General features: G+C 69.8%; 33 protein-coding genes. 10 read left to right on the forward strand and 23 right to left on the reverse strand.

Going from position 1 to position 26,404, the window contains the following annotated elements; genetic code table 11:
• Nucleotides 1–46 precede the first annotated feature (46 nt).
• Together ACQP17_RS30595 and ACQP17_RS30600 are read left to right on the forward strand one after the other, a co-directional pair.
• Nucleotides 47–508: a MarR family winged helix-turn-helix transcriptional regulator gene (locus ACQP17_RS30595; protein WP_433859181.1), complete on the forward strand. Its 462-nt coding sequence runs from the start codon at nt 47–49 to the stop codon at nt 506–508.
• Between the two features lie 310 nt (nt 509–818).
• Nucleotides 819–1,301 carry a DedA family protein gene (locus ACQP17_RS30600; protein ID WP_433859182.1) on the forward strand — a complete coding sequence of 161 codons (483 nt, stop codon included), beginning with the start codon at nt 819–821 and terminating at the stop codon, nt 1,299–1,301.
• Between the two features lie 182 nt (nt 1,302–1,483).
• Here the strand turns inward: ACQP17_RS30600 and ACQP17_RS30605 are convergent, their stop codons facing one another.
• Nucleotides 1,484–2,053 carry a CGNR zinc finger domain-containing protein gene (locus ACQP17_RS30605; RefSeq protein WP_433859183.1) on the reverse strand — a complete coding sequence of 190 codons (570 nt, stop codon included), beginning with the start codon at nt 2,051–2,053 and terminating at the stop codon, nt 1,484–1,486.
• Between the two features lie 102 nt (nt 2,054–2,155).
• On the opposite strand from ACQP17_RS30605, the gene ACQP17_RS30610 reads away from it, so the two are divergent.
• From ACQP17_RS30610 to ACQP17_RS30620, 3 genes are all read left to right on the forward strand, one after another.
• On the forward strand, nt 2,156–3,319 hold the full coding sequence (locus ACQP17_RS30610) for an epoxide hydrolase family protein (protein ID WP_433859184.1): 1,164 nt from the start codon (nt 2,156–2,158) through the stop codon (nt 3,317–3,319).
• 238 nt (nt 3,320–3,557) lie between these two features.
• Complete coding sequence (locus tag ACQP17_RS30615) at nt 3,558–4,172, forward strand: hypothetical protein (protein ID WP_433859185.1); 615 nt, start codon at nt 3,558–3,560, stop codon at nt 4,170–4,172.
• A complete protein-coding gene (locus ACQP17_RS30620; protein WP_433859186.1) occupies nt 4,169–4,420 on the forward strand; it encodes a hypothetical protein in 252 nt (83 codons plus the stop codon). Before ACQP17_RS30615 ends, ACQP17_RS30620 begins: the two co-directional genes overlap by 4 nt.
• Before the next feature lie 60 nt (nt 4,421–4,480).
• Here ACQP17_RS30620 and ACQP17_RS30625 read toward each other — a convergent pair whose 3' ends face one another.
• The 6 genes from ACQP17_RS30625 to ACQP17_RS30650 form a co-directional block, all read right to left on the reverse strand.
• Nucleotides 4,481–5,296 carry an SDR family NAD(P)-dependent oxidoreductase gene (locus ACQP17_RS30625; protein ID WP_433859187.1) on the reverse strand — a complete coding sequence of 272 codons (816 nt, stop codon included), beginning with the start codon at nt 5,294–5,296 and terminating at the stop codon, nt 4,481–4,483.
• 228 nt (nt 5,297–5,524) lie between these two features.
• Nucleotides 5,525–6,751, reverse strand: coding sequence for an MFS transporter (locus ACQP17_RS30630; RefSeq protein WP_433859188.1), 1,227 nt, complete (start codon nt 6,749–6,751; stop codon nt 5,525–5,527).
• Between the two features lie 235 nt (nt 6,752–6,986).
• Nucleotides 6,987–8,114, reverse strand: a complete 1,128-nt coding sequence (locus ACQP17_RS30635; protein ID WP_433859189.1) for a hypothetical protein — start codon at nt 8,112–8,114, stop codon at nt 6,987–6,989.
• Between the two features lie 93 nt (nt 8,115–8,207).
• Nucleotides 8,208–9,395 carry a cupin domain-containing protein gene (locus ACQP17_RS30640; RefSeq protein WP_433859190.1) on the reverse strand — a complete coding sequence of 396 codons (1,188 nt, stop codon included), beginning with the start codon at nt 9,393–9,395 and terminating at the stop codon, nt 8,208–8,210.
• Between the two features lie 81 nt (nt 9,396–9,476).
• Nucleotides 9,477–9,617, reverse strand: a complete 141-nt coding sequence (locus ACQP17_RS30645; protein ID WP_433859191.1) for a hypothetical protein — start codon at nt 9,615–9,617, stop codon at nt 9,477–9,479.
• A gap of 555 nt (nt 9,618–10,172) precedes the next feature.
• Nucleotides 10,173–10,625: a MerR family transcriptional regulator gene (locus ACQP17_RS30650; RefSeq protein ID WP_433860050.1), complete on the reverse strand. Its 453-nt coding sequence runs from the start codon at nt 10,623–10,625 to the stop codon at nt 10,173–10,175.
• Between the two features lie 420 nt (nt 10,626–11,045).
• On the opposite strand from ACQP17_RS30650, the gene ACQP17_RS30655 reads away from it, so the two are divergent.
• Nucleotides 11,046–12,584 (forward strand): SulP family inorganic anion transporter, encoded by a 1,539-nt coding sequence (locus ACQP17_RS30655; RefSeq protein ID WP_433859192.1) that lies wholly within the window; start codon nt 11,046–11,048, stop codon nt 12,582–12,584.
• 99 nt (nt 12,585–12,683) lie between these two features.
• Nucleotides 12,684–13,544, forward strand: coding sequence for an alpha/beta hydrolase (locus tag ACQP17_RS30660; RefSeq protein ID WP_433859193.1), 861 nt, complete (start codon nt 12,684–12,686; stop codon nt 13,542–13,544).
• 56 nt (nt 13,545–13,600) lie between these two features.
• Here ACQP17_RS30660 and ACQP17_RS30665 read toward each other — a convergent pair whose 3' ends face one another.
• From ACQP17_RS30665 to ACQP17_RS30725, 13 genes are all read right to left on the reverse strand, one after another.
• Nucleotides 13,601–14,305 carry a DUF4328 domain-containing protein gene (locus ACQP17_RS30665; protein WP_433859194.1) on the reverse strand — a complete coding sequence of 235 codons (705 nt, stop codon included), beginning with the start codon at nt 14,303–14,305 and terminating at the stop codon, nt 13,601–13,603.
• Nucleotides 14,306–14,568: 263 nt separating this feature from the next.
• Entirely contained in the window at nt 14,569–15,276 is a 708-nt protein-coding gene (locus tag ACQP17_RS30670; protein ID WP_433859195.1) for an AAA family ATPase, read from the reverse strand.
• A 98-nt stretch (nt 15,277–15,374) separates the two neighbouring features.
• Nucleotides 15,375–15,503: an LPFR motif small protein gene (locus ACQP17_RS30675; protein WP_364876101.1), complete on the reverse strand. Its 129-nt coding sequence runs from the start codon at nt 15,501–15,503 to the stop codon at nt 15,375–15,377.
• Nucleotides 15,504–15,681: 178 nt separating this feature from the next.
• Entirely contained in the window at nt 15,682–16,095 is a 414-nt protein-coding gene (locus tag ACQP17_RS30680; protein WP_364876103.1) for a gas vesicle protein K, read from the reverse strand.
• Between the two features lie 64 nt (nt 16,096–16,159).
• Complete coding sequence (locus tag ACQP17_RS30685) at nt 16,160–16,417, reverse strand: gas vesicle protein (RefSeq protein ID WP_433859196.1); 258 nt, start codon at nt 16,415–16,417, stop codon at nt 16,160–16,162.
• Nucleotides 16,414–17,301 carry a GvpL/GvpF family gas vesicle protein gene (locus ACQP17_RS30690; RefSeq protein ID WP_433859197.1) on the reverse strand — a complete coding sequence of 296 codons (888 nt, stop codon included), beginning with the start codon at nt 17,299–17,301 and terminating at the stop codon, nt 16,414–16,416. The genes ACQP17_RS30685 and ACQP17_RS30690 overlap by 4 nt, the downstream gene beginning before the upstream one ends.
• Nucleotides 17,298–17,750, reverse strand: coding sequence for a gas vesicle protein (locus ACQP17_RS30695; protein WP_433859198.1), 453 nt, complete (start codon nt 17,748–17,750; stop codon nt 17,298–17,300). Before ACQP17_RS30695 ends, ACQP17_RS30690 begins: the two co-directional genes overlap by 4 nt.
• Nucleotides 17,751–17,800: 50 nt before the next feature.
• A complete protein-coding gene (locus tag ACQP17_RS30700) occupies nt 17,801–19,036 on the reverse strand; it encodes an SRPBCC family protein (protein WP_433859199.1) in 1,236 nt (411 codons plus the stop codon).
• Nucleotides 19,029–19,727 (reverse strand): hypothetical protein, encoded by a 699-nt coding sequence (locus tag ACQP17_RS30705; RefSeq protein WP_433859200.1) that lies wholly within the window; start codon nt 19,725–19,727, stop codon nt 19,029–19,031. Before ACQP17_RS30705 ends, ACQP17_RS30700 begins: the two co-directional genes overlap by 8 nt.
• A 27-nt stretch (nt 19,728–19,754) precedes the next feature.
• The gene (locus tag ACQP17_RS30710; protein ID WP_433859201.1) at nt 19,755–20,012 is read right to left on the reverse strand and encodes a gas vesicle protein GvpG; all 258 of its coding nucleotides are present in this window, start codon (nt 20,010–20,012) and stop codon (nt 19,755–19,757) included.
• A 31-nt stretch (nt 20,013–20,043) separates the two neighbouring features.
• Nucleotides 20,044–20,757, reverse strand: coding sequence for a GvpL/GvpF family gas vesicle protein (locus tag ACQP17_RS30715; protein ID WP_433859202.1), 714 nt, complete (start codon nt 20,755–20,757; stop codon nt 20,044–20,046).
• Nucleotides 20,758–20,759: 2 nt separating this feature from the next.
• Entirely contained in the window at nt 20,760–21,206 is a 447-nt protein-coding gene (locus tag ACQP17_RS30720) for a gas vesicle structural protein GvpA (RefSeq protein WP_433859203.1), read from the reverse strand.
• A gap of 81 nt (nt 21,207–21,287) precedes the next feature.
• Entirely contained in the window at nt 21,288–21,584 is a 297-nt protein-coding gene (locus ACQP17_RS30725) for a gas vesicle protein (RefSeq protein WP_433859204.1), read from the reverse strand.
• A 295-nt stretch (nt 21,585–21,879) separates the two neighbouring features.
• On the opposite strand from ACQP17_RS30725, the gene ACQP17_RS30730 reads away from it, so the two are divergent.
• From ACQP17_RS30730 to ACQP17_RS30740, 3 genes are all read left to right on the forward strand, one after another.
• Nucleotides 21,880–22,266 carry a hypothetical protein gene (locus ACQP17_RS30730; RefSeq protein WP_433859205.1) on the forward strand — a complete coding sequence of 129 codons (387 nt, stop codon included), beginning with the start codon at nt 21,880–21,882 and terminating at the stop codon, nt 22,264–22,266.
• 142 nt (nt 22,267–22,408) lie between these two features.
• Nucleotides 22,409–22,579, forward strand: a complete 171-nt coding sequence (locus tag ACQP17_RS30735; protein ID WP_364876122.1) for a hydrophobic protein — start codon at nt 22,409–22,411, stop codon at nt 22,577–22,579.
• A gap of 419 nt (nt 22,580–22,998) precedes the next feature.
• On the forward strand, nt 22,999–23,550 hold the full coding sequence (locus tag ACQP17_RS30740; RefSeq protein ID WP_433859206.1) for a hypothetical protein: 552 nt from the start codon (nt 22,999–23,001) through the stop codon (nt 23,548–23,550).
• Nucleotides 23,551–23,715: 165 nt separating this feature from the next.
• Here ACQP17_RS30740 and ACQP17_RS30745 read toward each other — a convergent pair whose 3' ends face one another.
• The 3 genes from ACQP17_RS30745 to ACQP17_RS30755 all read right to left on the reverse strand — a co-directional run bounded on the left by ACQP17_RS30745 (nt 23,716) and on the right by ACQP17_RS30755 (nt 26,270).
• The gene (locus ACQP17_RS30745) at nt 23,716–24,177 is read right to left on the reverse strand and encodes a VOC family protein (RefSeq protein ID WP_433859207.1); all 462 of its coding nucleotides are present in this window, start codon (nt 24,175–24,177) and stop codon (nt 23,716–23,718) included.
• A 65-nt stretch (nt 24,178–24,242) separates the two neighbouring features.
• Nucleotides 24,243–25,190 (reverse strand): DUF5996 family protein, encoded by a 948-nt coding sequence (locus ACQP17_RS30750; RefSeq protein WP_433859208.1) that lies wholly within the window; start codon nt 25,188–25,190, stop codon nt 24,243–24,245.
• 402 nt (nt 25,191–25,592) lie between these two features.
• Complete coding sequence (locus ACQP17_RS30755; protein WP_433859209.1) at nt 25,593–26,270, reverse strand: DUF4232 domain-containing protein; 678 nt, start codon at nt 26,268–26,270, stop codon at nt 25,593–25,595.
• Nucleotides 26,271–26,404: the final 134 nt, after the last annotated feature.

A 26,404-nucleotide genomic window follows, 5' to 3' on the forward strand; every position in this document is an offset into this window, starting at 1 on the left:
GCGAGAGAGGCTAGGTCGCCGCGTTCGCCTATGTCAAAATGCTGACATGGAAGAGAGTGTGCCGGCGAAGCCGTTCCGCCCCGCGGGCGACGTCACCCACCATGTGGGATATCTGCTCAAACGTGCCCAGGCCGCCCTGCGTGGTGCCATGGACAAGGTGCTGCGCGAGCACGGGCTGACGGTGCCGCAGTACGCCACACTCGAACTGCTGGCCCTGCACCCCGGCATGTCGAACGCCGAACTCGCCCGCGCGACCTTCGTCACCCGGCAGTCCGGGAACGTCGTTCTGCGGGGCCTGCAGGAAGCGGGGCTGATCACCCGCCCCGACACCGCCGACCAGGGACGGGCCCGGCCCGCCCGCCTCACCGAGGAGGGGCGCAGTCGCCTCGCCGCGGTCCAGGGCGCTGTCTACGCCGTCGAACAGCGCATGGTCGATGCGGTCCCACCCCAGCGCGTCACGGCGCTCCTCACCGACCTCGACCGCATTGCGGGAGCCCTGGAGGGCTGACCCGCCGGCGGGAAGAGGCTTCCCTCCTCGCTGCGCCGTGCGGTGTATCCGGGGGTACGTGCGTTCGGTTAGCCTTGCTTCACGGGGTGGTTCGGGTGGGGTCGTGCCGGGAAGGCCCAGGCGCCACGGTATGGCGCGTCGGGCCCGGGGGCTGGTTCCGTTCCGGTGCAGGCAGGTACGGAACCGGCAGCAGACCGCAGGTGAGGTATGGAGACCAGGTTCGTGCCCCGCGCGGGCTCGCCATGGCGGGCGTCGCGAAGCCGGATGCCGAGGGAAGCGGACCGCGGTCCGGCGTCGAGGGTGAGGCATTGTGGATAAGGTCGCGCTCACTGCCGCCGGTCTCTATGTCCTCGTTCTGCTGCGCGCCGGCGGAACGTTCGCCGTCGGATGGCTCGCGGGCGCCGGTACCAGGCGCAGCAGGTTCGCCGGGCGGATCTCATCGGCCAGGTTTCGGCGTGCCGAACGGGCGATCCAGCGGTGGGGCGCGCCGGTGGTGGCCGTCTCCTTCCTGACGGTGGGCTTCCAGACCGCTGCCAACTTTCTCGCGGGGAGCATGCGCATGCCCCTGTCGCGCTATCTCCCCGCATTGTTCGTGGGGGGAGCGGGGTGGGCGCTGATCTACGCAACGGTCGGGCTCGGCGCACTCGAAATGCTGGGAAGACTGTTCGCCGAACGGACGGTGCTCGGAGTGGCCGCGGTCGCCGCCCTCCTCCTCGTGGTGTGCGGTGTGGCGGTGTACCGGCGACGCATTGCCGTTTCGGCCCACCGAGACGCCGCAGCAGAAGAATCCTGAACGGTGCCCCGCGTCATGGAGAGCGGTCCTGCCGGCCGGACCTTTGGCGTCGCTTTCCCATGTAAGCGGTGAGGTACGCCGCCCAGAAAAATGCGGGAAAATCCCGGTGCTTCTGAGTTTCACCGGACGAGCAGGCGTAGATCCCGCCTTTAGTCCTTTAGTCCTTCTGGCGCCAGGCCAAGTCAGCTGGCTGCACTTTTGTGCTGGCCGGCATGGAAGCGCGCCTTCTTCTGGCGATTCCCGCACGTGTTCATATCGCACCATTTGCGGGTGCGGCTTTGGCTGGTGTCGAAGAAGGCGGCCTGGCAGGTCGGCGAGGCGCACAAGGCCAATTTTCCGTCGCGTTCGCCCGCGATGATGCTGATCGCGTCGGCGGCGATCACGCCCAGGGCGTCTTCTACGCAGGACGCCGAGCTGAGTCGCCAGTGCCGAGTGCTCTCGGGCGTCAGGATGGCCACGGCCCGACCCTGACCGCTGCGGTCATTGATGACGTGGACGGCAGGTGCAGGGAGTGGATCTCGGGTCGCGGTCGCCGTCAAGGCGGCGTGAATTGACTCCCTCAGTTCCCGCGCGAGTTCGAGCTGCGCGGTGGTGCAGGACTCCACGGTGAGACCGCTCACTGCCAGCCAGTCGGCGAGTCGGTGCGGCGTGGGGATGCGTTCCACGGCGTCGCCACGCCGCTCCGTCAGCGTCGCAGTGAAGCTGGTCGCCAGCACCTTACCGAGACGGAAGTCAGGGAGCCGAGCATGCATGGAACCACCTTAGCGGGTTGCGCGCCGGCGGCTGGGCGCGCTAGAACCGTCTTAGCCGGTTCGCGGCAGTGCGAGCCGGTGCCACGACGATCAGGAGGTCCCATGCCCGGCGACGTGCAAGCCTTTGAAGCCCACGCACCTGACGCTGACCTCGATGAGCTGCGTGCACGGCTGGCCGCGGCGCGGCTGCCGGAGGCCGAGACGGTCCATCGCGCCGCGCCCGACCCTCGACGTTGGGATCAGGGCGTTCCGCTCGCCGACCTCGTCGAGGTCGTGCACTACTGGCGCACCGCATACGACTGGCGGTCGTTCGAAGAGCGCCTCAACCGCATCGGTCAGTTCCGCACGACCATTGATGATCTGGGAATCCACTTCCTGCACCGCCGGTCGACGCGCGCGGACGCCACACCTCTGGTCTTGACGCACGGCTGGCCGGGCAGCATTGCCGAGTTCACCGAGGTAGTGGACGAACTGGCAGATCCGAACGATCCAGACGCGCCGGCTTTCCATGTCGTGGTTCCCTCGCTGCCGGGCTTTGGTTACAGCGACAAGCCGGCCACCACCGGGTGGGGAACCGAAAAGATCGCGGCCGCATGGGTGGAACTGATGGGAAGGCTCGGCTACGACGAATTCGTAGCCCACGGCGGCGACTGGGGAGGGAATATCACCACGGTGCTCGGCGGCAGGTTCCCGGCGCACGTGCTCGGTATTCACACCACCTTCGCGGAGGGACCGCCCGGGTTGACGACGGACGGACTGACGGCGGTCGAGCGCAGGTGGACCGAGGAGACCCGCGATTTCTGGCGCCATCGCGCGGCGTACGCGAAGCAGCAGGCGACCCGCCCGCAGACCATCGGCTACTCGCTCGTCGACTCACCGGTCGGGCTGCTCGCCTGGATCCTTGACAAGTTCGCCGAGTGGACGGACACCGAGGACAGCCCGTTCGAGACGATCTCCAGAGACCGGATTCTCGACGACGTCACCCTGTACTGGCTGACGCGGACCGGCGCCTCGGCGGCCCGCATTTACTACGAGAGCCACAACTCGCTGGATCCCGCACTTCGGGTCGACGTCCCGTCGGCAATCACCATGTACCCCCGCGACGTCGAGAAGTGTCCGCGCGTCTGGGCACAGGAGCGATACCGGCAGATCGTCCGTTGGGGGTCGCCTGAAGCCGGGGGACATTTCCCGTCGCTGGAGGTTCCCGAGTATTTCGTCAAGGATCTGCAGGAAGGCCTCGCGGCGGTGCTGGCCGCTCATCGATGAACGCGGCCAGGGCTGAGCCCGCCTCCACCGGCTGATGATCCGATGCGGTGAGCTGACGGTGAGTGGGGTGGTCCGCCGAGGGCTGTCCGTCCCGGGCAGGGAGGCGAGGGGGCGCCAGCGGGGTGCCCGCCCGTCTCACCGGCGTGCGGGTGAACCACGAAGCCGCGCCCTCGTGTCGGCCGAAGCCGGCTGATCACGCCCATTAATGTCAGCTCTCGTGCCGTTGAGCTGTGCGTTTGTGAACCTCAAGCCCGGCGTCGGAAAGACGACGAGTGCTGTGTGGCTGGCCCATGCGCTGCATGAGTTGGGACTGTCGCCCCTGCTGGTCGACGGTGACCCCGCCGCTTCCGCGCTGCGCTGGAGCGAGTTGGCCGGCGGCTTTCCGTTTCCGGTGATCGCCCTGCCGGTGGGGGACGTCCACCGTCGCGTGAACGACTTCCTCGGCAACCGGCAGGCCGTCGTGCTCGACGCGCCGCAGCTGGAGGACCACCCCCGGATCGCCCGCAGCATCATGCGGTACGCCGGTGAGTGGATCGTGCCCGTGACGCCCGCCCCCATCGAACTGGACCGGATGGCACCCATCCTCGGCGAGATGGCGGACGTGCAGTCCCTGCGTGCTCAGCCCGCCCGCACCGCGGTCCTGCTGAATCGCACCAACCGCCCCGACGCCACCCGCACCGGGCCCGACGCCGACGCTCGCGAAGCCCTCACCGAGCGGGGCTTCGAGGTGCTGGAAACCCAGATCGCGCGGCTCGACCTGTACGCGCAGTCGTTCGGGGACTCGGTCCAGGCCAAGGGGTCGGCGTACCTGGACTTCGCGGAGGAACTGATCAAGCGTCAGGATGAGACATGAGCCAGCGCAGGGAGAACTACCGCGCCGCACTGCGGCGCGAGCAGGACGACGTCTCCGCACCCCGACCCGCCAAGGTCACCTCGCTGCAGAACAGGTATATCCGGGTGACCGTCGAGGTGGACCCCGACCTGCAGGGCGATCTGACGCGATGGGTGGGCCGGCCGGTCTCCTCGGTGGTGTTCGCCGGCACGACGGTCCTGCGCACCCTGGCCGCCACCGTCGGCAGGGTGACTCGGCCCGGGGGGTAGACGGTCCGGGCAGCGGCTGCAAGACCGTCGCCGCCCGGCACGGACCTGTGCGGAAGCCCGCTACACCTGCGGGGTGCGCGGCTCGATCCGGTGGTCGAAGGCGGCGCCGCCTACGCCTACCTGGGTCACCCCGCCGTCGACGGTGAGGACGGCCCCGTTGACGTAGGACGAGGCGGGCGACAGCAGCCAGTCGATCGCCTCGGCGACCTCCTCCGGATCGCCCGGCCGCCTGGCGGGAGTCAGCTGGTTCGCCTCCCCGTACGCCGCCTCGGCGCCGCCCGCCAGCCCCGCCTCCGCCGCGAACCGCGCCATCCGCTGGTCGGCCATCTCCGTACGCACCCAGCCCGGGCACACCGCGTTGGCCCGCAGCCCCTGCGGCCCGTAGTCGACGGAGAGGGAGCGGCAGAGGTGGAGCAGACCCGCCTTGGACGTCGCATACGCGGCGTTGCCGACACTGTTGCGGAGCGCGGCGACCGAGGAGACCGCGACCACCGTGCCGCGGGCCGCCAGCAGATGCGGGAGCGCGGCACGCAGCAGCAGGAACGGGCCGGTGAGGTTCGTCCGTATCACTTCCTCCCAGTCCTCGACCTCGGTGTCACCGACCGCGCCGCCCCGCCCGACTCCGGCGTTGAGCACCACACCGTCGAGCCTCCCGTAGGCCGCCACCGTCGCCTCGACGAGCTCGCGCACGGCCTCGGGGTCGGCGGCGTCGGACGGGTGGGCCAGCGCTCCGGTCTCCTCGGCCACCCGGCGCAGTGGCTCGGGCCGCCGCCCGGAGATCACGACCTGGTGCCCGGCGGTGCGCAGCAGCCGGGCGGTGGCGGCCCCGATCCCCGTACCCCCGCCCGTCACCAGGACAACACGCTGTTCCGACATGCTTGTTCGCCTCCGAAGGTGGTCGACTTCAGGTCCCCGTATCGCGAGCATACGAAGCGCCGGCACCCCGGGGCCGATGGGGGACAGCAGTCGTTGGTGCCGCGGCCGGGTGTGAGGCGAGGAACGACCGAGGCGAGCGGAGTGGTGGTTGTCCGGTGGGAGATGGCATGACGGCGGAGGTGGCGGCGATTCTCCTGCGCGAGCCGCGCCGGACACCGCCGTGAGACCTCAACCGACGAGGACGGGTGCCTCCTGTGCCGGAACGGGGCGGGTGCGCAGGGCCCATCGGGTAAGCGGTCGGGTGGCGAGGCCGCAGAGGGCGAGGGCGATGCCCAGTGCCACCCAGCCGGGTCGGCCCCATTGGAGGCAGAGCGTGGTGAGGACGACCGGTGCCGCCGCGCGTACCGCGCCGTCAGCCAGGTTGAAGGCTCCCTGGTACTGCCCTTGGGCGTGTTCCGGGGCCAGTGTGAAGCTGATCTCGAACGCCCCGGCCGCCAGGCCGAGTTCGCCCGAGGACAGCAGGAGCACGCCGACGAGCAGCAGGGCCGCGGCGACGGGGGCGGAGGTCCCCGCGGCGAGGGCGAGCACGGTGCAGCCGGCGAGGGCCAGAAACCCCGCGCCGCGGAGCGCGGTGGAAGCGGGGAGCGGGCCCCGCACCCACCGGGTCGCCCTGACCTGGAACAGGACGACCACCGCCGTATTCACCACCAGCAGCGCGGAGAGCCACCACCGGGGCGCCGCGGTGTGCGACACCAGCCAGAGCGGCAGGACCAGGGACACCACGTCGTACTGGAACGCGATGACCCCGCACAGCAGCGACAGGGCGAGGTAGGGCCGGTCCCGCATGGCCTCCAGCCGCGGTGCGCCGGGCGGGCGGGGCACCGGTGCCACGGACGGGATCTTGAGCAGCAGCGCTGCCGCGGCGAGGAAGCTCAGTCCGTTCGCCAGGATGAGAAGGGTGTAGCCCGTCGTCGAGTCGAGTTGGAGCGCGATGCCGGCCGCGGCGGCTCCGATGCCCATTCCGAGGTTGGTGACCGCCCGGAGATGGCTGCGGACGCGGGTACGTTCCCCGGGCGCGCTGATCCGCGCGATGAGGGCGCCGCCGACCGCCTGGGCGCCGCGTTGTCCGACGGCGGCGACGGTGACCAGGGTGAGGAAGGCGGCGAAGGAGTGGGCCATCGGGAACAGGAACATCGCGGTCGCCTGGACGCCTTGGGTGGCGACATACAGGCCCCGTGGGCCGACGCGATCGGCCACCGCGCCGAGGGGGAGGCCGGACAGGACGCCGGCGACGGTCGCGAGGGCGAGGCCGCTGCCCACGGCCGCCACGCTCAGTCCGACGACGCGGGTGAAGAACAGCATGCTGCCGGCGAGATAGAGGCCGCTGCCGACGGTGGTGACGAAGCCGGCGACCGTCAGGAAACGTACCGGGCCGCGGAGGGCATCGACCGTCATATGCGCCTCTGCGGGGCGCTGTTGTTCTTCTGGTGGCACACGGCGCTTTCTTTCGGTTCGGGTTCGGATGGCTGTGCTTCCGGGACGGAGGGTCCCGGGCCCTCGCTGTGGTTCTCGAAGGGGTTTCGTTCGGGGGCGGCATTTCGGCCCGGCTCCTCCCGGTCGGGAGGCGGGGGAGAGGGGATGATGGTTGCGCGGCGGCGAAGACCGCCGTGGAGCGGTTTCCCGCGAGTTGCTAGCGGCAGCCCAGTTGCTCGCGCAGGGCCGACAGGCACTCGGTTCGGTAGGCCGTCAGTCCTGGCCCCGCTGTCCGCTTTCTGCGGTTGAACTCGTCGGTGTTCACCCAGTCGACGAGCAGGTCCGCCAGGGACGCGATGCCGTCGTACCGGGCCGTCATCCCGTCGAGATGGCCGCTCAGCGGATAGAAGGCGGGCAGGAGCGAGGGCAGGCCGAACCGGACCATGTCATTGACGTTGCCCGTCACACAGGTCTGGCCGCGAGTCTCGACGATGCCGTTACGTGTGAGGTATTCGGCGATCGGAAGAATGAGGAAGTCGGCCTCGGACAGCGTCCGGTCGAACTCCTCCTGCGCGACAAAACCCGGGTGATCCCGTAGCTCGACCGCGGGCGCAACCGCTTTCCTCGCCGTTTCGACGGTGGCCTTGGTCTCCTCGGTGGAGTGTGCTCCCAGAAAGTCGACGCGCAGCTGCTTCGTCAGCCGGGGGGCGGCGAGTTCCAGTGCGGACAGCACCTCGGCGTGGTCCCTGCCGGAATACAGCCTCCCCGGGACGCAGCACCGCACCTCGTCCCGCGTGAATTCCGTAGGCGGATGCTGGGGGTAGGCGATGTTGACCGCGCGGCTCCGCAGCGGGTCGCCGGATTCCCTGAGCCGGAGATCGGGGAGCAGGACGCTCGCCGCGCCTTCGAGAACGAGCTTCGCGACGGCGGCGCTCGGCCGATTGTCGTCCGACGAGGTGAACGTATTCAGGTTGTGGACCAGGCAGTGCCAGGCGGGTTGCTGCGTGTGCGCCTCGTGGAGCAGGCCGCACAGTGCGTCGACCGGGGTGATGAGCAACAGGTGGTCCTGCGCACCGAGCGAGGGCTTGCACCGTTCCAGGAATTGCGCGTACGGCAGATCCGGGGGGCACACCTGCCACGCGACTGCCGGGGAGGCGGCGGCCGCCGAGGCCTCGGCACAGAACGGGTTGGTGTAAACGGTCGGGTTCGCCCCGAGATCCATGACTTGCCGAATGAGACTGTCGAGGACCTCGCTGTGTGCGCTGAGCTCGATCAGGCCGATCTTCATCGAGTGGTCTCCGTCAGTGGTGAGCACGCCCTGCGGTGTCAGCACCTCGAAAGGCACTGACACCGTGGTGCCGCGCCGCGTGGTACAGGCCCGGGAACATGGACCGCCTGCCCGTCGTGCCGCAGGGCCGGGCCGGGATGCCGGCGGTGCTCACACCGACGGAGGCTGCTCTTCCAGCAGGATTCCCTGCTCGACCAGCAGTCGCAGCAAGGGGGCGATGTCTTCGTCCGGGTCGAATTCAGGGGCCCAGCCGATGGCTTCCGCCAGGGTGAACGACTCGCGGCGGAAGAGATTGTCGATGAGTTCCGCGGGAGCGCCGTCGAGTGTGATCTTCCGCGTGCCGGACTGGATGCGGTGCTGCTCGGCCTCGGCGTCGTAATCGACCTTGACGGGGTTGAACTGGGCCTGCCGCAGACGGGTGTCGGGCTTGGTGGACAGGGGATGGAACCCGGACTGACTCGGGAGGCTGATTTCCCGGTGACGGCTGTCCTGGGTGGTCAGATGATTGGCGAGGTACGCCTTCACCAGCTGTTCGTCGTCGGCCAGCGCGGCGAGCCTTCTCATCAGCCCGCGGATGTGCTCGGCGAGTTGGGCCGTGTCACCGTCGACGACGGGCGGGAGATTGCGCCGCCACTCCTCCTCGTCCATCAGCTCGTCGGCAAGCCACTTCAGCCAGTAGACGCCGGTGCGGCACGTCACTCCCAGCGTCAGATGCAAAGAGGGCTCGTCGCAGGCCACCGCGTAGTGCCAGTGGCCCCGCGGAATGTAGAGCACGTCCCCCGGATGGAGTTCGGTCTCGATGTACGGGGGCCCCTTGGGTTCACCGGTGTCGTCGGAGACGTTGTTGTATTTGTCGAGCGGGTACTTGTACGTCTCCTCGGAGACGACCCATCGCTTCGTCCCCTCGATCTGGAGGATGAAGACCTCGTGGTCGTCGTGGTGTTGGTCGAACCCCTGCTGCTCGGGCCAGGAGCAGTACATGTTGACCTGGCTCCGGTGGCCGATCGCGCGCTCGATCCCCGTCGCCAGTTCGGCGATCGCGGGCATCCGCCGCTGCAACTGGTTGATGATCAGGGTGTAGCCGTCCTGGCAATGCCTTATCCACTCGTCGGCCGTCTCGGGCCGGCCGGCGACCTTTTTGCCTATCGCCGCCAGACGGATTTCTTCGCCGAACCGGAGACGGTGGAAATTGAGCAGGTGGTTGAGCTGATCCCAGGAGAAGAGCGAACGGAATCGGTCCCGGTCCTGCCCGCGTAATACGACGCCCCGGGTTGTCCAGTTCTCGCGAAGGAATTGATTGACGGGCATCGGGTCAAGCAGGGATTCGAGAGCGAACACGCCATTCCTCACGTTTTAAGGGAGTGCCCGGTGGCTCCAGGAGCCACCGGGCGGGTCAGGACGGTGACTTGACCCCTGCCCTTACACGTCCTTCTGGTCGACCTCAAGGTTGGGAACGTCCTTGACCTGGGCGGACTTCACCGTCTCCACGGAGAATCCGATCCGCTTCGGACGGGGGGCCGCGTGGGTCTCGCTCTTGGGTGCTACGGAAACCTTGGTCATCGATCTCTCCTTCACTGGGGAACTTCCTCTCCATTCCTACTACTTGTTGTCCACAACTGCGGGAAACGTGCGAAGGATCACGGGTGAGGGATTAAGCCGTATTCCCTGCTGCTCTTGCCGGCCGTGAGTAACTGTGCACCGTGCGGGGCGGGTTACTGATCGTTGTGGAATGCGGGAGAAGCGGAACCTCAAGTAGAGCGAGGGAAGGGCGAGTTGGAGGCGACCCTGATGACGGGCGGTGCGCCGCCATCCGCTGGTCAGGGCCTCGGAGGTCGACGCTCGATGATTCCCGTCGCCGGTCCGCCGCCGGCTCGCCGCGGAGCGTCTCCTCGTGCGCGGCGGGCGGGTGCGGCGCCTCCGAGGAGGGCGCTGCCCGCCGCATGTCGTGCCGGGATTTCCCCGCGGAGATTGGCGGATACGCGTATCAACAACCGGAACCGGCAGGTGCGGTCCCGGTTTCGGGAGGGTAATGCGCCGCTTCGTCGGGTGACCTACGGGGTGGAGGCCACGGGTGACGGTCGGCTGTTCCTGCCCCGGGGGGCAGGGGCGGTCGCCTCAGAGCTGGGCCGTGCGAGGGGTTCGTGGCGGATCCGACTGCTGTGCGTCGGGGGTGGTCCGCTCCAGTCGGGCACGGAGGGTGGACGCGAAGTCTTCGGCGCGGGTCAGTTGGGCGCGCAGGTCTTCGATCTTCCGGGCAGCGGCACGCTCGTAGTGCCGGACGCGGTCGAGGAGAGCTTCCCGCTCGTCGGCGTCGCCCTCGTCCCCCTCCGCGCCGTCGGCGTCGGCATCGAGACGGTCCGTCGCCTCCAGCAGATCGCGCATCTCGTCGAGGGAGAAGCCGAGCGGCTTCATGCGGCGGATGACCATGAGGCGGGCGACATCGGCCTCGGTGTAGAGGCGGAAGCCGCCCTGTGAGCGGGCGGAGGGGATGACCAGTCCGGTCTCCTCGTAGTGCCGGATGGTGCGCAGCGACAGCTCGGTCCGCGCGGCGACCTCGCCGATGTGCATGTGCTTGGCGTCCACGCCCGTGGCCCCGGCCTTCCGTCCTGATGCCGCCGCCTCCTGTGCGGCGGCACGTTCATCTCTACCCTAACGTTAGGGTAGAGTTTCGGGCGTCGAGGGCGGACCGTGCTGCCCTCGGTCCGTATGACGTGCGGGAGAGTGCGAACCCCGCCCACTGCCGTGCCGGGGCCGATCGCCCCGGCGAAGGTCCGACTTCCGCAGGAGCGAGCGTGCGCCGGTCCATGCTGCCGGGCGCCGTTGTCCCACCGCCGTGATGCTGCCTCGCTCCTGAGTTCCCGACACGGGCTCGCGGCTGTGCGCAGCGGGCGTCGCATCGTCCGCCGACCGCTTCCGGCCCGCTGCCCTGGGCCGTCCGCGGGGCGCCGTCCCGGTATCCCGCATCCTCCCGCACTCCCTGCTCCGCCGATGGGGTGTGCCCGAGCACGACAGGTTTCTCTCGTCTTGTCTTCCTCCGCACTGTCCCCGGCCGCGTGGCTGCGCGGGTCCCGACGACCGTCCTGGTTCTCGCCGAAGGTGCTGCGCACCGAGGTGCTGGCCGGCCTCGTGGTGGGCTTGGCGCTGATCCCGGAGGCGATCTCGTTCTCGATCATCGCCGGGGTCGATCCGGCCATCGGCCTGTTCGCCTCGTTCACCATGGCCGTGACCATCGCGTTCGTCGGCGGCCGCCCGGCCATGATCTCCGCCGCCACCGGTGCCGTCGCCCTGGTCATCGCTCCGCTCAACCGCGAGCACGGCTTCGGCTACCTGGTCGCGGGGGTGCTGCTCGCCGGTGTGTTCCAGATCGTCCTCGGCGCGCTCGGGGTGGCGAAGCTGATGCGGTTCGTGCCGCGCAGCGTGATGGTCGGCTTCGTCAACTCCCTCGCCATCCTGATCTTCATGGCGCAGGTGCCGGAGATGACGCGGGTGCCCTGGGCCGTCTATCCGCTGATCGCTGCCGGTCTGGCGCTGATGGTGTTCTTCCCGAAGGTCACCGGGATCGTCCCGGCGCCGCTGGTGTCGATCGTCGTCCTCACTGTGATCACGGTGGCCGCGGGCATCGCGGTGCCGACCGTGGGCGGCAAGGGGGCCCTGCCGTCCTCGCTGCCGGTGCCGGGTCTGCCGGATGTGCCGTTCACCCTGGAGACGCTGACGACGGTGGCCCCGTACGCGCTGGCCATGGCGCTGGTCGGGCTGATGGAGTCGCTGATGACCGCCAAGCTCGTCGACGACATCACCGACACCCGCAGCTCCAAGACCCGCGAGGCCGTCGGCCAGGGAGTCGCCAATATCGTCACCGGCTTCTTCGGCGGCATGGGGGGCTGCGCGATGATCGGCCAGACGATGATCAATGTGAAGGTCTCCGGGGCCCGTACCCGCCTGTCCACGTTCCTGGCGGGCGCCTTCCTGATGATCCTGTGCATCGTCTTCGGGCCGGTCGTCTCCGACATCCCCATGGCGGCGCTCGTCGCCGTGATGGTGATGGTGTCGGTGGCCACCTTCGACTGGCACTCCCTCGCGCCGAAGACGCTCCGGCGGATGCCCGCCGGGGAGATCACCGTCATGGTGCTCACCGTGGCGTGTGTGGTGGCCACCCACAACCTCGCCATCGGGGTCGTCGTCGGCTCCCTCGCCGCCATGGTCGTCTTCGCCAAGCGCGTCGCCCACCTCGCCGAGGTCACCGCGGTGACCGACCCCGAGGGCGGCACCGTCGTCTACGCGGTGACCGGCGCACTGTTCTTCGCTTCGTCCAACGAACTCGTCGGCCGGTTCAACTACGCCGACGATCCCGACCGGGTCGTCGTCGACCTGTCCGCCGCCCACATCTGGGACGCGTCGTCCGTCGCCGCCCTGGACGCCATCGAGACCAAGTACGCGCGGCTCGGCAAGCGCGTCGAGATCGTCGGCCTGAACGACTCCAGCGCCGACCTGCACGCCAAGCTCAGCGGCGAACTCGCCAGCCACTGACAGGGGCCGGCGCGCCCAACCGGCAGGGCTGCAGGGCGTCTTCCGGCCCCCGAACAAAGCAGGTGCCCGCCGTGCGGCGCGGCCCTACAGTGAGGCCCGATGACACTCCTCCACGCTCATGACCACGGGGGCGACGGCCCTCAACTGGTGCTCCTGCACGGTTATTCACGCTCCCTCACCGACTGGGACCCCTCGGCCGCTCTGCTCACCGCAGGGCACCGTGTGCTCGCCGTCGACCTTCCCGGGCACGGCCGTTCGCCCGACATCGCGCCCTGGACCATTCCCACCGCGGTGCGTGACATCGCGGACACCCTCGACGCACACGGCGTACCCGAGGCCGTGATGGTGGGCCATTCCCTCGGCGGGCTGATCGCGGTCGAGTACGCCCGGGCGAACCCGGACCGTGCCCGCGCCCGCGCCGCCGTGAATCTCGACGGCTTCTGGTGGGGACGCGAGTACCCCGGTGCCCAGCGGGTCGGTGAAGGGCTGCTGGCGTCGTCGGGAGCCATCGCGCCCCCCGGATACCTGGAAGAGCAGGTCGCCCACGCCGCCCGGCTGGGGATTCCCGCCGCGCGTGCGGAGGCGGCCGCCCGCGCCGCCGCGCGTCCGCTGCCCGACGGCAGGTGGCAGACGCTCCCGGAACGGGTGGCGGCGCGGGAGATCCTCGACGAACTCCACAGGCTCGGCGAACTCGGTGTCACCACCTGGCTCGACGGGATCGACCGCCCGCTGATGCTCGTACAGGCCGGCCGACGGCTCCCGCCCGCACCCGGGATGGAATGGTTCGCCGAGTTCAACGCCCGGTTCACACACGGCGTCTCCGACGAACTGGCCACCCTCGCCCGCACCCGTCCGACCCTCGGCGTCGACCGGATCGACGCCACCCACGCCACCATCCTGGAGGCTCCGGAAACGGTGGCGGGGTTGGTCGCCGGCTTCGTTCGCGGACTGCCCGACTGAACGGGGCCTTCGCCGCGGGTTCGGGTGCCGGCCGGCTCCGGGCCGAGGCGCCGCGGTCAGAGTGCCGGGCCGCGCAGTGCCTTCTCGTGTTGCATGCGGGTGAGGCGGTGGACGAAGAGGATGGCGAGGACGGCGGCAGCGATGTTGAAGACGTCGCTGGCCATGAGGCCGGCGAGGGCTCCCTTGATCTCACCCGCCGTCCGGGCCCTGCTGTACCGCTGGCCGGCGAGTCGGCCGAAGATGAGGTTCACCAGCCACAGTGCCCACCACCCGTTGAGCAGTGCCCGGGAGCGGGAGCGCGCGTCGGCGCTGGCGTTCCAGATGTCGATGGCGACCCGGCGGGGGAACCACAGGTTGGCCACGGGCACGAACCAGCCCCAGATCGCCCAGGCGCGCTTCTTCGTGTGGTAATCGGGCGCGAAGACCTCGGCATTGACCCGGGTGCGGTGGAACCAGACGACGAAGACCGCGGCGGTCGCGACGGTGGCCACGAACTGCACGATCCCGGACGCCCCGTACAGTGAGTCCGCTCGGTCGATCTCCTGCGCGGTCACGGAGCCGAGGTCGTCGAGGAGTCTGCCGAGCAGTTGGTAGGAGCGGTTGCCCTGCCACAGTGCGAAGAGGTCGGCGACGATGACGAGGCCGAGCAGCGCCATCACCGCCTTCGAGAGTCCGATGGGCGAGCGGAGAACGGGCTGCGGGCCGGGCGGGCCGTACCGACCGGAAGACGGCGGCGGTGGTGCGATCGGCAGATGAGACATGCGAAACCCCCCACGGGTTCAGGACAGTTGTGTTCGCGCAGAAAAGTGGGCCGCCTCTCCCCGAAGCGGCCACGGCGCAAGCGGAACATATGTTCTGCACAGTGGTCCTGTCCATTGAAATGGGGACAGGAGGGGAATGTCGGTGGTCGGTGGGTGGTGAGCGCCCTGCGGAAGCGGGCTGCGCCGGAGGGCATCTTCCGGTACGCCCCGGAACCGGCAGACCGGCTCCGGGGGCATCGCGTGCGTCTAAGGGGCGCGGCGCCTCAGTCCAGGACGTGCCGCAGGTAGGACCGGGGGTCGCCGAGGTAGCGGCGCCAGTGGTCGACCAGGGCGAGTTCGTCCCAGGCCACTCGGCGCACACCGTGCTCGCCGATCTCGACGATGTCGGCGCCCGGCAGCGCGGTCAGCAGCGGGGAGTGGGTGGCACAGATGACCTGGCCGCCGTTCTTCACCAACTGGTCGAGGTGGCCCAGGAGTTCGAGGCAGGAGGTGAACGACAGCGCCGCTTCCGGCTCGTCCATCACGTACAGTCCCGGCCGGAGGAACTTTCGCCGGAACGCCTCCAGGAAACCCTCGCCGTGGCTGACGGCATCGGGTGCGAACCCTTCCCGCTCCAGCGCGTTCAGCGCCGTTTCGGCGCGCAGGAAGAAGCCCTTGCGGGCCGACCAGTTGCTCAGCATGTGCCGGCCGCGCGGCGCCGCGTCGAAGCGGATCCGTTCTCCGAGCGCGGATTTGGTGCGGTGGCTGGCGTAGCGCCAGTCGTGGGAGCCGCCCCAGGGGTCCAGTCCGAAGCCTTCGGCGAAGGCCTCGATCAGAGTCGATTTGCCGGAGCCGTTCTCGCCGACCAGGAACGTCACCGGCGCGGTGAAGCGCAGCCCGTCCGCCAGGAGCGCGCGTACGCAGGGCACGGACCAGGGCCACTCGCCGTCGTCGTGGGCGGCCACGTGTGCGTACGCACGTTCGATAATCATCTGGCGAGTCTCGCACACGGGAGCCGTGGCGAGGTGGGTCCTTGCGCCGATGCGCGACGACCTCGTGGCCGCTCGCGGATGGGGTCGACGGGGGCGGCTCAGTGGTGGCCGTGTGCGGAGTCGGCGGCCCCACCGAAGAGCCGGCCGACGGCCCGGAAGGGCAGGGTGACGACGGTGGCGACGGCGCCGCCGATGGCCCGGAAGACGTCTGCGATCGCGCTCAGCATGGGCGGACCTCCGTTCGGACTGCCCGGCGGCCGGAAGGTGAAGGGGCTCGGGGGCTCGCCCGGCAGTGGGGTGAACAGTCCTGCCTCACTATAGGTGGGTGTCCCGTATGTCGGCATGTCCGGCGAGGTGGCGCACGGGGCGACGGGGTCCGTCCGGGCCGTCCGGAGCTGCGCGGCTTCACCGGTCGATGTCGGCCGGTGAGGTGGTCGGGAGCAGTGAGCCCAGCGGACCGAGGTCCAGGTTGAGGTCGCTCATGGTGAGTCCGTAGCGGCCGCAGAGTTCCGACATCCGGTCCTCGAGAATCATCAGCGTCATCCCGACGCGTTCTTCCTGTTCCTCGGTCAGGTCGCCGTGGTCGGTGCGGTGCAACGCGGTGCGTTCCATGAGCTGTCGCAGGAGTTCGACGATCGTCAGCACCAGTTTGATGAGATCGCGTTCGACGGTCTCGGGGTCGGTCTCCAGCCGCCGCGCCACCTCGCTGCCCGACGTGCGGTCGTTCGTCCCGGCCGGTACCAGATCGAACGCCCGGGCCGCGGCTCGGGCGACCTCCGCGAAGGCGGGGTCGGGGGCATGGGCGTGGTTTTCCGGCACGGGCACACTCCTCCTCGTGGGGGTTTAACTGACGTTCCGGGCAACGGCGTTGAGGGTTACTCCCTCACCACGGTGCCGGGTCGTCGGGGGTGATCGAGTGGATGACCGCACGCAGATTGATCCGGACCAGGTCCACATCGGCGACCGACAGGACGAGATCGCCGGTGAGCACCGCGCCACCGTTCAGCAGGCGGTCGAGGAGGTCGACCAGAGCGACCTGCCGCCCGGCGAGCGACTCCTCCTCGGACAGGTCGGTGATGCCGAGGTCGCCGGGGAAGCCGGGGAGCCCGCCGCGGTGCGTCGAAGTCGGGTCGGTGCTCATGCGCCGGCGCCCGCCGTCGGGGGTGTGGCGAAGGAATACGGTGCCCACGGCCCGGTGATCTCCACCTGTACGCCGGGCACGTCGTCGGCCAGCCCCGCCAGCGCCTGCTGGAACGGTGCCACCTGCTCGACGGGCACCAGATAGGCCTCGTTGGAGATGTTCTCGCCCGGGCCCGAAGCCAGCTCGCCCTGCTGCGGACGGTGCGCCACCCTGGCCCGGGCGAGTGCGGCCACCCGGTCCGGCACGGCGCCCGCGACCGCCCCCGCCGCACGGTACGCGTCGCGGTGCCGGCGCCGCTGCGCCCGGCGCTGCTGAAGGTACGCACGGCCGGAGCCGGCCGGCGCCGAGGCGGGGGCCGGCGTGGGATCCGGTGGCGTCGCGGCGGCCTCGCGCGGGTCCGCGTAGACCTTGACGCCCAGCTCGATGTGTCCGTCGAGCCAGGCCAGCAGGTCGCCGAAGTCGTCACGGCGCTCCTGGAGCATCGACCGGACCCGGGCGTCGTCCAGGTACACCGTGGCCAGCCGCATGGGGAGCGCGGCTGTCGTCGCGTACGCGGCTTCGATCACCGCGTGATGGGTCCGGGCGACGGCCTCCAGCTCGGACAGGTCCTCCAGCCGTGCGCGCATGCCCTCCTCGCTGTAGGCGCCGGCGGGTACGGAGGACACCAGGGCGGTCAGCTCGCCGCAGGTGACCGTCCGGACCGGCCCGCCCTCCAAGCCGGTGAGGTGCGGGGCCCGCGCGTCGAGTGCCGAGCCGGCGCGGCTGATGGCGTAGACGTACGAGACCGTGGTGGCGGGGTGTGTGGTGTCGGGTTCGGTCCGGGTGTCCGGGCCGCCGGGGGGAGGAGCGGCGTCCGCTCCGGTGGGCCGGGAGTCGGTGGTCACCCTTCCTCCTCTTCATGATCCTGACGGGCGCGCGCCGTCTGCGATGTTCCGTCGCCCTGGGGGCTCCTCGGCAGGCCTACGGCGGCGCGCAGTTCGGCGATTTCGGCGCGCAGCCGGGTGTTCTCCTCGGCCAGGCGGTCGCCGCCCGCCGGCGCAGCGGCCGCGGGCGCGACCTGCCCGGGGGAGTGGGCGCGGGAGGAGAGCGAGGGGTCGTGCTCCCACCAGTCGATGCCCATTTCCTTGGCCTTGTCGACGGAGGCGACGAGCAGCCGGAGTTTGATGGTGAGCAGCTCGATGTCGAGCAGGTTGATCTGGATGTCGCCCGCGATGACGACGCCCTTGTCGAGGACGCGTTCGAGAATGTCAGCCAGGTTGGCGGACGATCCTTGCCCGTTGTACGGGGACACCCCGGAGGACGGTCCCATACGGCCGGCGAGTGAATCGGACACGTGATCAGCCTCGTCTGTGCGTCAGGGGCGGGTGGGCAGGCGCGGCCGGTCTACCGACGGGTGGCTGCGACGGGGCGGCGCCGTGCGCGACGGGCGGGCGTGGCGTCCTCGTCGTCCTCGTCGTCCTCTTCTTCGTCGTCCTCGTCATACGGCTCCTCTTCTTCGAGGTCGGCCTCGTCGTCCTCCTCCGCCTCTGGTTCGTCGTCTTCTTCGTGGTCCTCTTCGGCCTCGCCGTCGGACACGTCCCGGATGTCGTCGGGGTACTCCTCGTCCTCGTCGTCGTCCCGTTCGTCGTCCGGGTGCGTCTCGTCGTCCTCGTCGTACGCCTCGTCCTCCCGTACGTCGTCCGCGTCCACGTCGTCGGGGTCGCCGTCGTACTCGTCCTCGGTGGAGGGCTCGTCTTCGGTGGAGGACGCGTCCTCGCCGGCGCGCTCCTCTTCCTCCACGGCGTCGGCGTGCTCGACGACGACCTCGCCGTCCCGGATCTCACCCCGCCAGCCGTCGGTCGCCTCGCCCCGCATCATGAGGAACTTGCGGTAGAGCTTGAGGTCGAGGCGGGCGCGTCGGCCCTGGGCGCGCCAGATGTTGCCCGTCTTCTCGAAGAGGCCCTTGGGGAAGTACTCCAGCACCAGCAGCACCCGCGTCAGGTCCTCGGTGAGGGGGTGGAAGGTCACCACGCCCTTGACCGTTCCCTTCGCGCCCTCGGTGGTCCAGGTGATGCGCTCGTCGGGCACCTGCTCGGTGACGTTCGCCCGCCAACTCCGTGTGGACTTGGCGACCTTGACCTTCCAGTTGCTGGTGGTGTCGTCGGCCTTCTCGACACTGACGACGCCCTTGGCGAAGGTGCTGAAATCCTGGAACTGCGTCCACTGGTCGTATGCCTCGCGGACCGGCACACCCACGTCGATGTCCTCGACGATCGTCACGCTCTTGGACTTGCCGCCCCCGCTCTTGCGGCCCTTGCCGAACAAGCCCTTGACCTTGTCCTTGAGCTTGCCCTTGACGGTGTCCTTGAGGTGCGAGGCGCCGGCGGTCAGTGCGGCCTGCGCCGGTGAGCTGCCTTCGCCGAGCGCCTTGCCGCCCTTGGCGAGGCTGCTGACGAGTGAGCCCGCGCCCTGGCCGGGCTCGCCGAGCCGGGCGACGCCCTGGCCCAGTCGGTGGCCGAGGTGGGTGACGGCGTGCTGGGCCCGGGCCTGGAGGTATTTCTGGAACTCCTCCTTGAGTTCCTCGGCGGCCGGGCTCTTCACCACGTCGTTCTTCACCTTGCTGAACGTGGAGTCAGTCATTGCGGCCTCCGCGGGCAGCCGTGCCGCGCGCCGTACCGGCGGCCTTCTTCCGAGTGCCGGTGCCGGCCTTTCGCGCACCCGAGGCGGCTGCCTTGGCCGAGGCGCTCGTCTTGGAGGTGCTCGTCTTGGCGGACTTGGCCCCCTGGGACGTCTTCGCCGTCGAGGTCCGCGCCGAGGTCTTGGCCGAGGTCTTGCCCGCGGAGGACTTGCCCGACCGCGCGGACGAGGTGGCGGTCTTCTGACCCGAGGGCGCCGACTGCTTTCCCTCGGCGGACTCGGCGGACTCGGCGGACCCGTGGTCCTCGTCGTCCTCCGGCTCCTCGTCCTCGGAATCCGGGTGTACCGCGCTCTCCGGCTCGTCCGACGGCTCCGCGCCGCGGCCGGAGTCGCCGCCCGCATCGCTGAGCGCCAGGGTCCGCTCGTGCAGGGAGTCGGTGAGGGCGGACATGCGCTGGGTCAGCGCGGAGGTGGCCGCCGACTTCGTGGCGTCCACGAGTTCACCGCGCACCTGGTCGTTCAGCGGACCGAGCACCGGTGAATTGGCCACCAGCTTGCCCAGTTGCCGCGGGTCCAGGTTCAGCCGCTTGCCGGCGAGGTACATCCCCAGGCCGATGGCCAGTTTGGCCTTCTTCGTGCGTCCCAGGACGTAGCCCCCGACGAGGGCCACCCCTATCTTGGCGTTGGTCATCATCTCTCGTACACCTCGTTCTCCTCGTGCTCAGGAGTGGGCCCGTAGCCGCTGCTGGTTGGCCTCCAGCCATTCCAGGCGGTCAAGAAGGTCGTCCTCACGCCGGTCGAACTCCTCGGGCGTGATGCTTTCGTCGAGCAACTGCTGCTCCAGCCGCCGCAGTTCCTGCCGGACCGGCTCCGGGTCGTAGTACTCGCGCTCCGCGGTCAGCAGCACCTGGTCGAGTACCCAGACGGTGCCCCGGACCGGGGCCAGCGGAAGGGTCAGGATGTTGGTGAGAAGGCCCATGGCGTCTCTCCGCTCGGCGTGACCGGCCGGGTCAGACGAAGCTGTACGGCGGCAGCGGGCCGTTCAGATGGAACGTGTAGGCCTCGCCGCGCTGTTCGGCCTCCTGGTGGACGGCCTCGGAGAACGCTCCGGCCTTCTCGCGCTTCACCAGGAACGACACGTTCAGGAAGTGCGTCTTGGTCGGCTCGGCGACCGCGGTGCGCTCCGCCGCCGGCGTGAGCGCGGCCACCAGTTCGGTGCCCATGCGGTCCTGCCGGGCCTGGACCTGCTGGGAGACCAGTTCGCCGAGTGCCAGCCGGTCGTCGTGCGCGCCGGGGTTGTCCCGGGTGCGCTCGTTGAGCCGCCGGATGTCGGCGGACGCCGCCACGACCTCCCGCAGCAGGTCGTCCTCGTCGCGGGCGACCTTGAGGTGGTACTCCAGGCAGCCGGCGATCTCCTTGAGGCGCTCGGCGTAGGCGTCACGCTGCTCCTCCAGGACCGACGCGACCTGGGCGTCATCCGGCCCCACCAGGCCGAACCGCATCGGCAGCGCGGGTCCGTCGGCTAGCAGGCGCTCCTGCACGTTCTGGTGGGCGACCAGGTCCCTGCGCTTGGCCCGCAGATCCGCCGGCGCATCGCTGACCACCGCGCTGAGCTGTTTCGTCCGGACGGTGCGCAGCTCGGCCGCGGGGTCTCCGACCCCGGTGATGCCGTCCAGGCGGAGTGGATGACCGGCGTCGGTGATGGCGTAGACGTAGGTCGGCATGATCACTCCTCCCGCCGGTGCGCGGTGCGGCGCTTGCTGGACGCGGAGGACTTGCGCGCGGGGCGCTCCTCTTCCTCCTGCTCGCCTTCCTGGCCCTTCTGGAAGGAGTCGCTGAAGGCCTCGATGGCGCCGGTCAGCGCGCCTTTCGATTTGCCCTTGGCGCCGCCCTCGGTCACCTCGCCCACCAGATCGGTGAGTTGGCTGGGAGCCTTGCGGCCCGATTCCAGGTCCAGTCGATTGCACGCCTCGGCGAAACGCAGGTAGGTGTCCACGCTCGCGACGACGACACGTACATCGATCTTGAGAATCTCGATACCGACGAGGGACACGCGGACGAAGGCGTCGATGACGAGCCCCCGGTCGAGTATCAGCTCAAGAACGTCGTAGAGATTTCCGGAGCCACTGCCACTGCTGCTGTTCGGTGCGTTTGATTGCTGAACGACAGACATGTTTGATCTTCCCTTCCAGTGTGCTGGAGCGGGTCATGAAACATTCGCTGTTTCTCGGGAGCCCTTTTCCTTGCGGACCGGTTACCGGTCGATCTGGCCCCTGGCATATCGGCGGGTCCGCTCATATCCCATGAGTTCACCCTGGTGATCCAGGTGGACCCGGTAGGAAGCCATGACACTCGACGTGTCCGGGATCCGGGGGATCTCCACTACTTCCACGTCCGCCGACCAACCGTCGTCAGTTCCTCGGAGCGCGGATACCGAGCCGGGCTCGCATTGGAGCATCTGGGCGAGTTGCGCAGCTGCGTGACGCATCGCTGCGGGGGCCCCGATTCGCTTCGGGCCACTCGTTCCTTCCGTGCTCTCCGTCGTCGCCATGATCCCGTCCGTTGTACGTCGTGTGGTCTCGTTCGTACGTCGTGTGGTTTCGCTGAAGACCCCGGTGTGATGGGCCGTTTCGGCGGTAGAACACCGCCTGCCCCTGGGTGTCGAACGTATGCGTGGCGGTGGCCGCGCCGTCTCCCGTCCGCCGGAAACCGCCGGTGGGCGGCGCGGCACGGTGATCGCGGAACGCGTCTTTCCTGCGGAGAGGCAGCGCTTTCCGCTCCCCGCCGGGACAGCCCTTTCCGGTCCCGTCGGTATCGGTTGTCAGCTGGCAAGGTTTCAAAGAGGAATGAGCGGCGAGACGAATGGCATGAGTGACGAACGAAAGAAGACCGACGGTCCCTCCGGCACGGTGCAGCGTAAGACCAAAGCGGCTGCCTCGGCCGGGACGAAGTCAGCCGGGAATGCGGGTCGGGTTGCCACGAAGGAAGCCGCGGCCGCCGGTGAGCGTGCCAAGTCGAGCGTCGAAAGCGGTCGGCAGGCGGCGGTGGCCGCGACCGAGCAGTTCGCCGCCAAGGCCGTCACCACCTGGAAGGTCGTCAAGAAGCGGAAGGCCATTGCCGCGAGTGTCGGCGCCGGGCTGATCGGCGCCGTCGGCGCTGCTTTCGCCGCGGGCCGCGCCACCGCGAAGCCGCGTACCGGCCCCCTGACGCGACTTGTCCACGGCCGCATCTGAGCCGGCCCCTTCCCTCAAGAACCTTCAAGCACCCCCTGCCGCAGGTAACTGACAATTCCCCGTGGCCCTGTCCGGCGTTTTCCACTGGAGGACGAACTCTCACTGCGTGGAGTCGAAGTCCCCGATTCGGAGGTTGACTCTCATGGTCCCCCTGCTCCTCGTCCTGCTTCTCGCGCTGCTGCTCTTCGGTGCCGGATTCGCCTTGAAGGCCCTGTGGATCGTCGCCGTCGTCGTGCTGGCGTTCTGGCTGCTCGGCTTCCTGATGCGGTCCACGAGCGCCGGTGGCGGTCGCGGCCGCTGGTACCGCTGGTGACGTCGCTGCCCCGTACGGCAGCTCAGGCCCCCCGCAGCGTTTGTTGCGGGGGGCCTGAGCTGTTCATGGGGGCGTGCGGCGCCCTGAGTTGACTGCCCGCCCCGGCTGACAGGCCTCGGGGCCGCCCCGCTCGACGCGGGGAGAGCGACGCCTTCATGGAGATTCTGTGAAATTCGGTCAACTCCGCTGAGTGAACTGGAGGGTGAGGCGTGTGCGCAGGGTGAGGGGGCCGGGACGGTCGAGGGTGGTGAGCAGGTAGATCTTGCCGGGGTCGTCGGGCGTACTGTGTGGAGAATCGGTGTAGAGGCCGGGTCTGCCTTGTCCGGAAATTTCTCCGTGATCTGGTCATGTCACAAGTTGCCCTGGAGGATCGCCCGACCTGCCGGCTCCGGCAGGTCCGAGAGCAAAGGGGCTCACTCATGGCACGCTTCAGACGCATGTCCCGGGCAGCGAAAATCGCGGCGATCGCCGGTATGACGACCGTCTGCCTCACGGTTCTTCCCGGCGCCGCGGCGGTCGCCGCGGCGCCGAGCTCGTCCGGTGCGGTGCTGATCGCCAACGGGCTGTGGTCCGATCGCGTCCTCTGTGCCAGTCCCAACGACGACTCCGTCTGGCTCCAGAGCATGAACTCCAGCAACCCGTACTGCCAGTGGATCCAGATCGGTGACAACGGGCGCTTCTCGCTGTTGAACCTCGCGAAGGGCAAGGTCATGGCCTACGAGGGCGGGAACGAGGGCCCGGTGGTCATGGAGAGCTTGTCCTTCCCCACGCCGCACCAGCAGCAGTTCTCCTTCGGCGGCCGGGAAGGGTGGGGCGCGAACGCCCTCCAGTCCTTCCTCGACAGTGGACAGAATGTCGACGCGAAGAACTCGTACAACGACGATCCGCGAACCAGCGAGCCCGTGCACACACGTGGCTGGCGGCACGGTCACCAGATGGAACTGACGTGGAACGTGGTACCCGTCTCCTGAGCATGACCACCGGGGGTGGTCGGAGCGGCGGAACCACGCCGGGGGCGCGGAGGCGGCTCTTCGCTGAGGGGGAGGCCGGGGAGGTACCCCGCGGATGAGGGGGTGCTGTGGTGGCTCGCGGAAGAAACCGCGAGCCACCACAGGGCGTTCGGCCGTCGGCCGGCCTCAGCCCTGCGCGGGCGGGCCGCTCGGATCCGCGAAGACGCCCTCCAGCATCCCGGTCGCCTGTCCCACCTCGATCAGATAGCCGTCCGGGTCGCGGAGGTAGCAGCGGATCTCGGCCTTGCGGTCGAGCGGCTCGGTCAGGAACTGCGCGCCCTTGGCGACGGCCTGTTCGTAGAAGGACGCGATGTCGGCCACGCGTACGTTGAGGAAGGACGACACCGGGTCGCCGGGTTCGGGCGCGGTGAGGGTGACGTCGGGTTTGTCGGGGGTGGGGCCGCCGCCGGGGTTCATGATGATCCAGCCGTTGGCGATCTTCACGATGCAGGGGTTCTCGGCCAGCACCACTTCACCGCCGAACACCTCGGCATAGAAGCGGCGGGACACGGCGACGTCCCGCACGGCCAGGAAGTGGGTCAGTACCAGCCCCTGAGCGGGTGTCGGCCAGTCGTCGCGAGCGGTCATCGGTCTTCCTTTCGGCTGAGGGTGCGTGGCGCAGTGCCGGTCCCGGGCCGCGGGGGCGCCGCCGTCTATCGGACGGGGTGCCAGCGGTCCGGATCGACCTCCAGCGCCGCGCGGTCCCACCCGGCCCGGTCGGCGGCGGCCGCGTAGGTGCTGTGCAGGAAGCGGGTGAGCGTCAGGTCGGGGTCGTCGGCGGTGCGTACCGCCTCGTACGGCAGCAGGAACTGACCGTTCTGCGCGCTGTAGAACGCCTCGGCGGGAGCGACCGGGCTGTCGGCGAAGCCGTCCGGTTCGGGGTAGGCGTAGGCGTAGAAGGCGCCCTCGTCCCCGCCGCCGGGCCAGAATCCGCAACTGCTCAGCTCGCGCGAGTAGCCCTCGACCATGACCCAGTCGCCGCAGTTCGGCGCGCCTCCGGGGTGCCGCGGGGCGTCGCGTCCGGAGAAGCGGGTGCAGGCCAGATCCATGGCTCCCCAGAAGAAGTGGACCGGGCTCACCTTCCCGGCGAATTCCGCGCGGAAGTGCCCCAACACCCGGTTCGCCTGGAGGAGTTGACGCCAGAAGAGCTGCGCGGCGTGCGGGTCGTAGGTGTGGTGCCGGTAGTCCTCCGCGAACGGGATGGCCTGCTCGACCTCGTTGGGGTGCCCCTGGATCGTGGTGGGGACGCCCAGCTCCTCCAGGGCCCGCAGCACACGGGCGTGGAAGTCGGTCACCGGCATGGATTCCAGCGCGATGCGGCGGGCGCCGCCGTCACTGGTGCGCAGGTGCAGTACGTGGTCGAGGAAGTCGAATTCGATGTCGAAGGCGCCGGTGCCGTGCGGGATGGCGGAGGTGGTCAGGCCCCGCGGGCTGACGTAGAGCGTCACCTGCCACCAGTGGTTGACCAGCGGTGCGTGCGCCAGCCGTACCTTGCCGACGATCTGTGTCCACATGTGCAGCGTGTCGCGGGTGTCGGTCCAGTCGGCCACCCGCAACCGCGGCCACGCCGACTCGGTCCGGGCGGTGTGTGTTGTCCCCATGGTTCCTCCGCTCCGTGGCGTCGGACGCTCCGCGGACCGGGCATCGCTCCGGTACGCCGACGGGCCCGGCGGGGCGGATCCGGGCGGTGGGGGACCGGTGTGCAGAAGTCCTGCCGGACCTGCGCGGTTGCCACCGCCCCGCGGCCGCGCCCGTCCGACGGCGGCCGCTGCCTCCGTCCGCTCTCCACCTTGCCCAGGGCCCGTGGCCTCCGGCAACTCGGCGCCGGTGGTGCGGCCCGGGCACCGTGCGCCGCCTCCCGCCGGGGCGGGGTGACAGGCGTACGGGCCCGCCCGCCGGCCGGGGCCGGTACCGGGCGGGCCCGCAGCGCCGGGCCTCGCGTCATGGCGTGAGGGTGTTCCGGGTGGTGCGCCGTCCTCGCGCGCTGCCGGGGGCGGCAGGCGTCAGGCGGCCGCCCCCGGGGCGACGGTGGTGACGCTGAACTCCGCGCCGCAGACCCGCAGTCCGGAGGCGCGTGCGGTCATCGACTCCTTCGAGCCGGGCGGGTACGCCTGCACCAGGGCGCCGGCCGGCCAGCAGCCGGAGCCCTTCGTCCCCTCGCTGACCGTGTGCAGCACCGCGTGGGCGCTGCTACCGGGGGCGAGCGTGACGGCCGCGCCGGCCGCACCCTCCCGGGTGGCCGGCTTGCCGACCGACTGTCCGTCCTTGGCCAGCAGCGAGACCCCGGGGAAGCCGCGCAGCGTGCAGGACTGCTTGCCGTTGTTGGTGAAGGTCAGCGAGTAGTGGATGTTGCCCGCGCCCGGGTCGGGCCGCCCCAGCGCCATCCGCACCGACGCCGCGGTGCAGCGGTGCGGCGAATTGTCGGTGGACGCGGCGCTCCGCGCGGCGGTGGGCTGCCGGGAGGTGCCCGCCGCACCACCGGTGTCCTGCGCGCCGGTGCCGCCCCCGTCGGCGCCGGACGCCGTGCCCGACGAGCCGCCGTCCGACGCGGCGGACGACGGGCTCTGCGCGCCGTCGGCCTTGCCGTCCTGGCAGGCGGTGAGCGCGGCCGCGGCCGTCACGGCGAGCAGCGCGGCGGCGAGGGTGCGGGCGTGGCGGCGGGGGGAGGGCTGGGGGGACATGGTGCTCCTGATCCGATCGAGCGTGACGACTGAGGGGTGGTGCGCTCGGATACCTGCTCCGGGGCAGCAGGCCCGTGACACCCCTGACGCCGAGGGCGGTCAGATGGGGGCGGGGTCGCGGCGAGCAGGGTCCA

Origin of the sequence: Streptomyces kronopolitis (assembly GCF_050953795.1) — a bacterium.
GTDB lineage: Bacteria > Actinomycetota > Actinomycetes > Streptomycetales > Streptomycetaceae > Streptomyces > Streptomyces kronopolitis_A.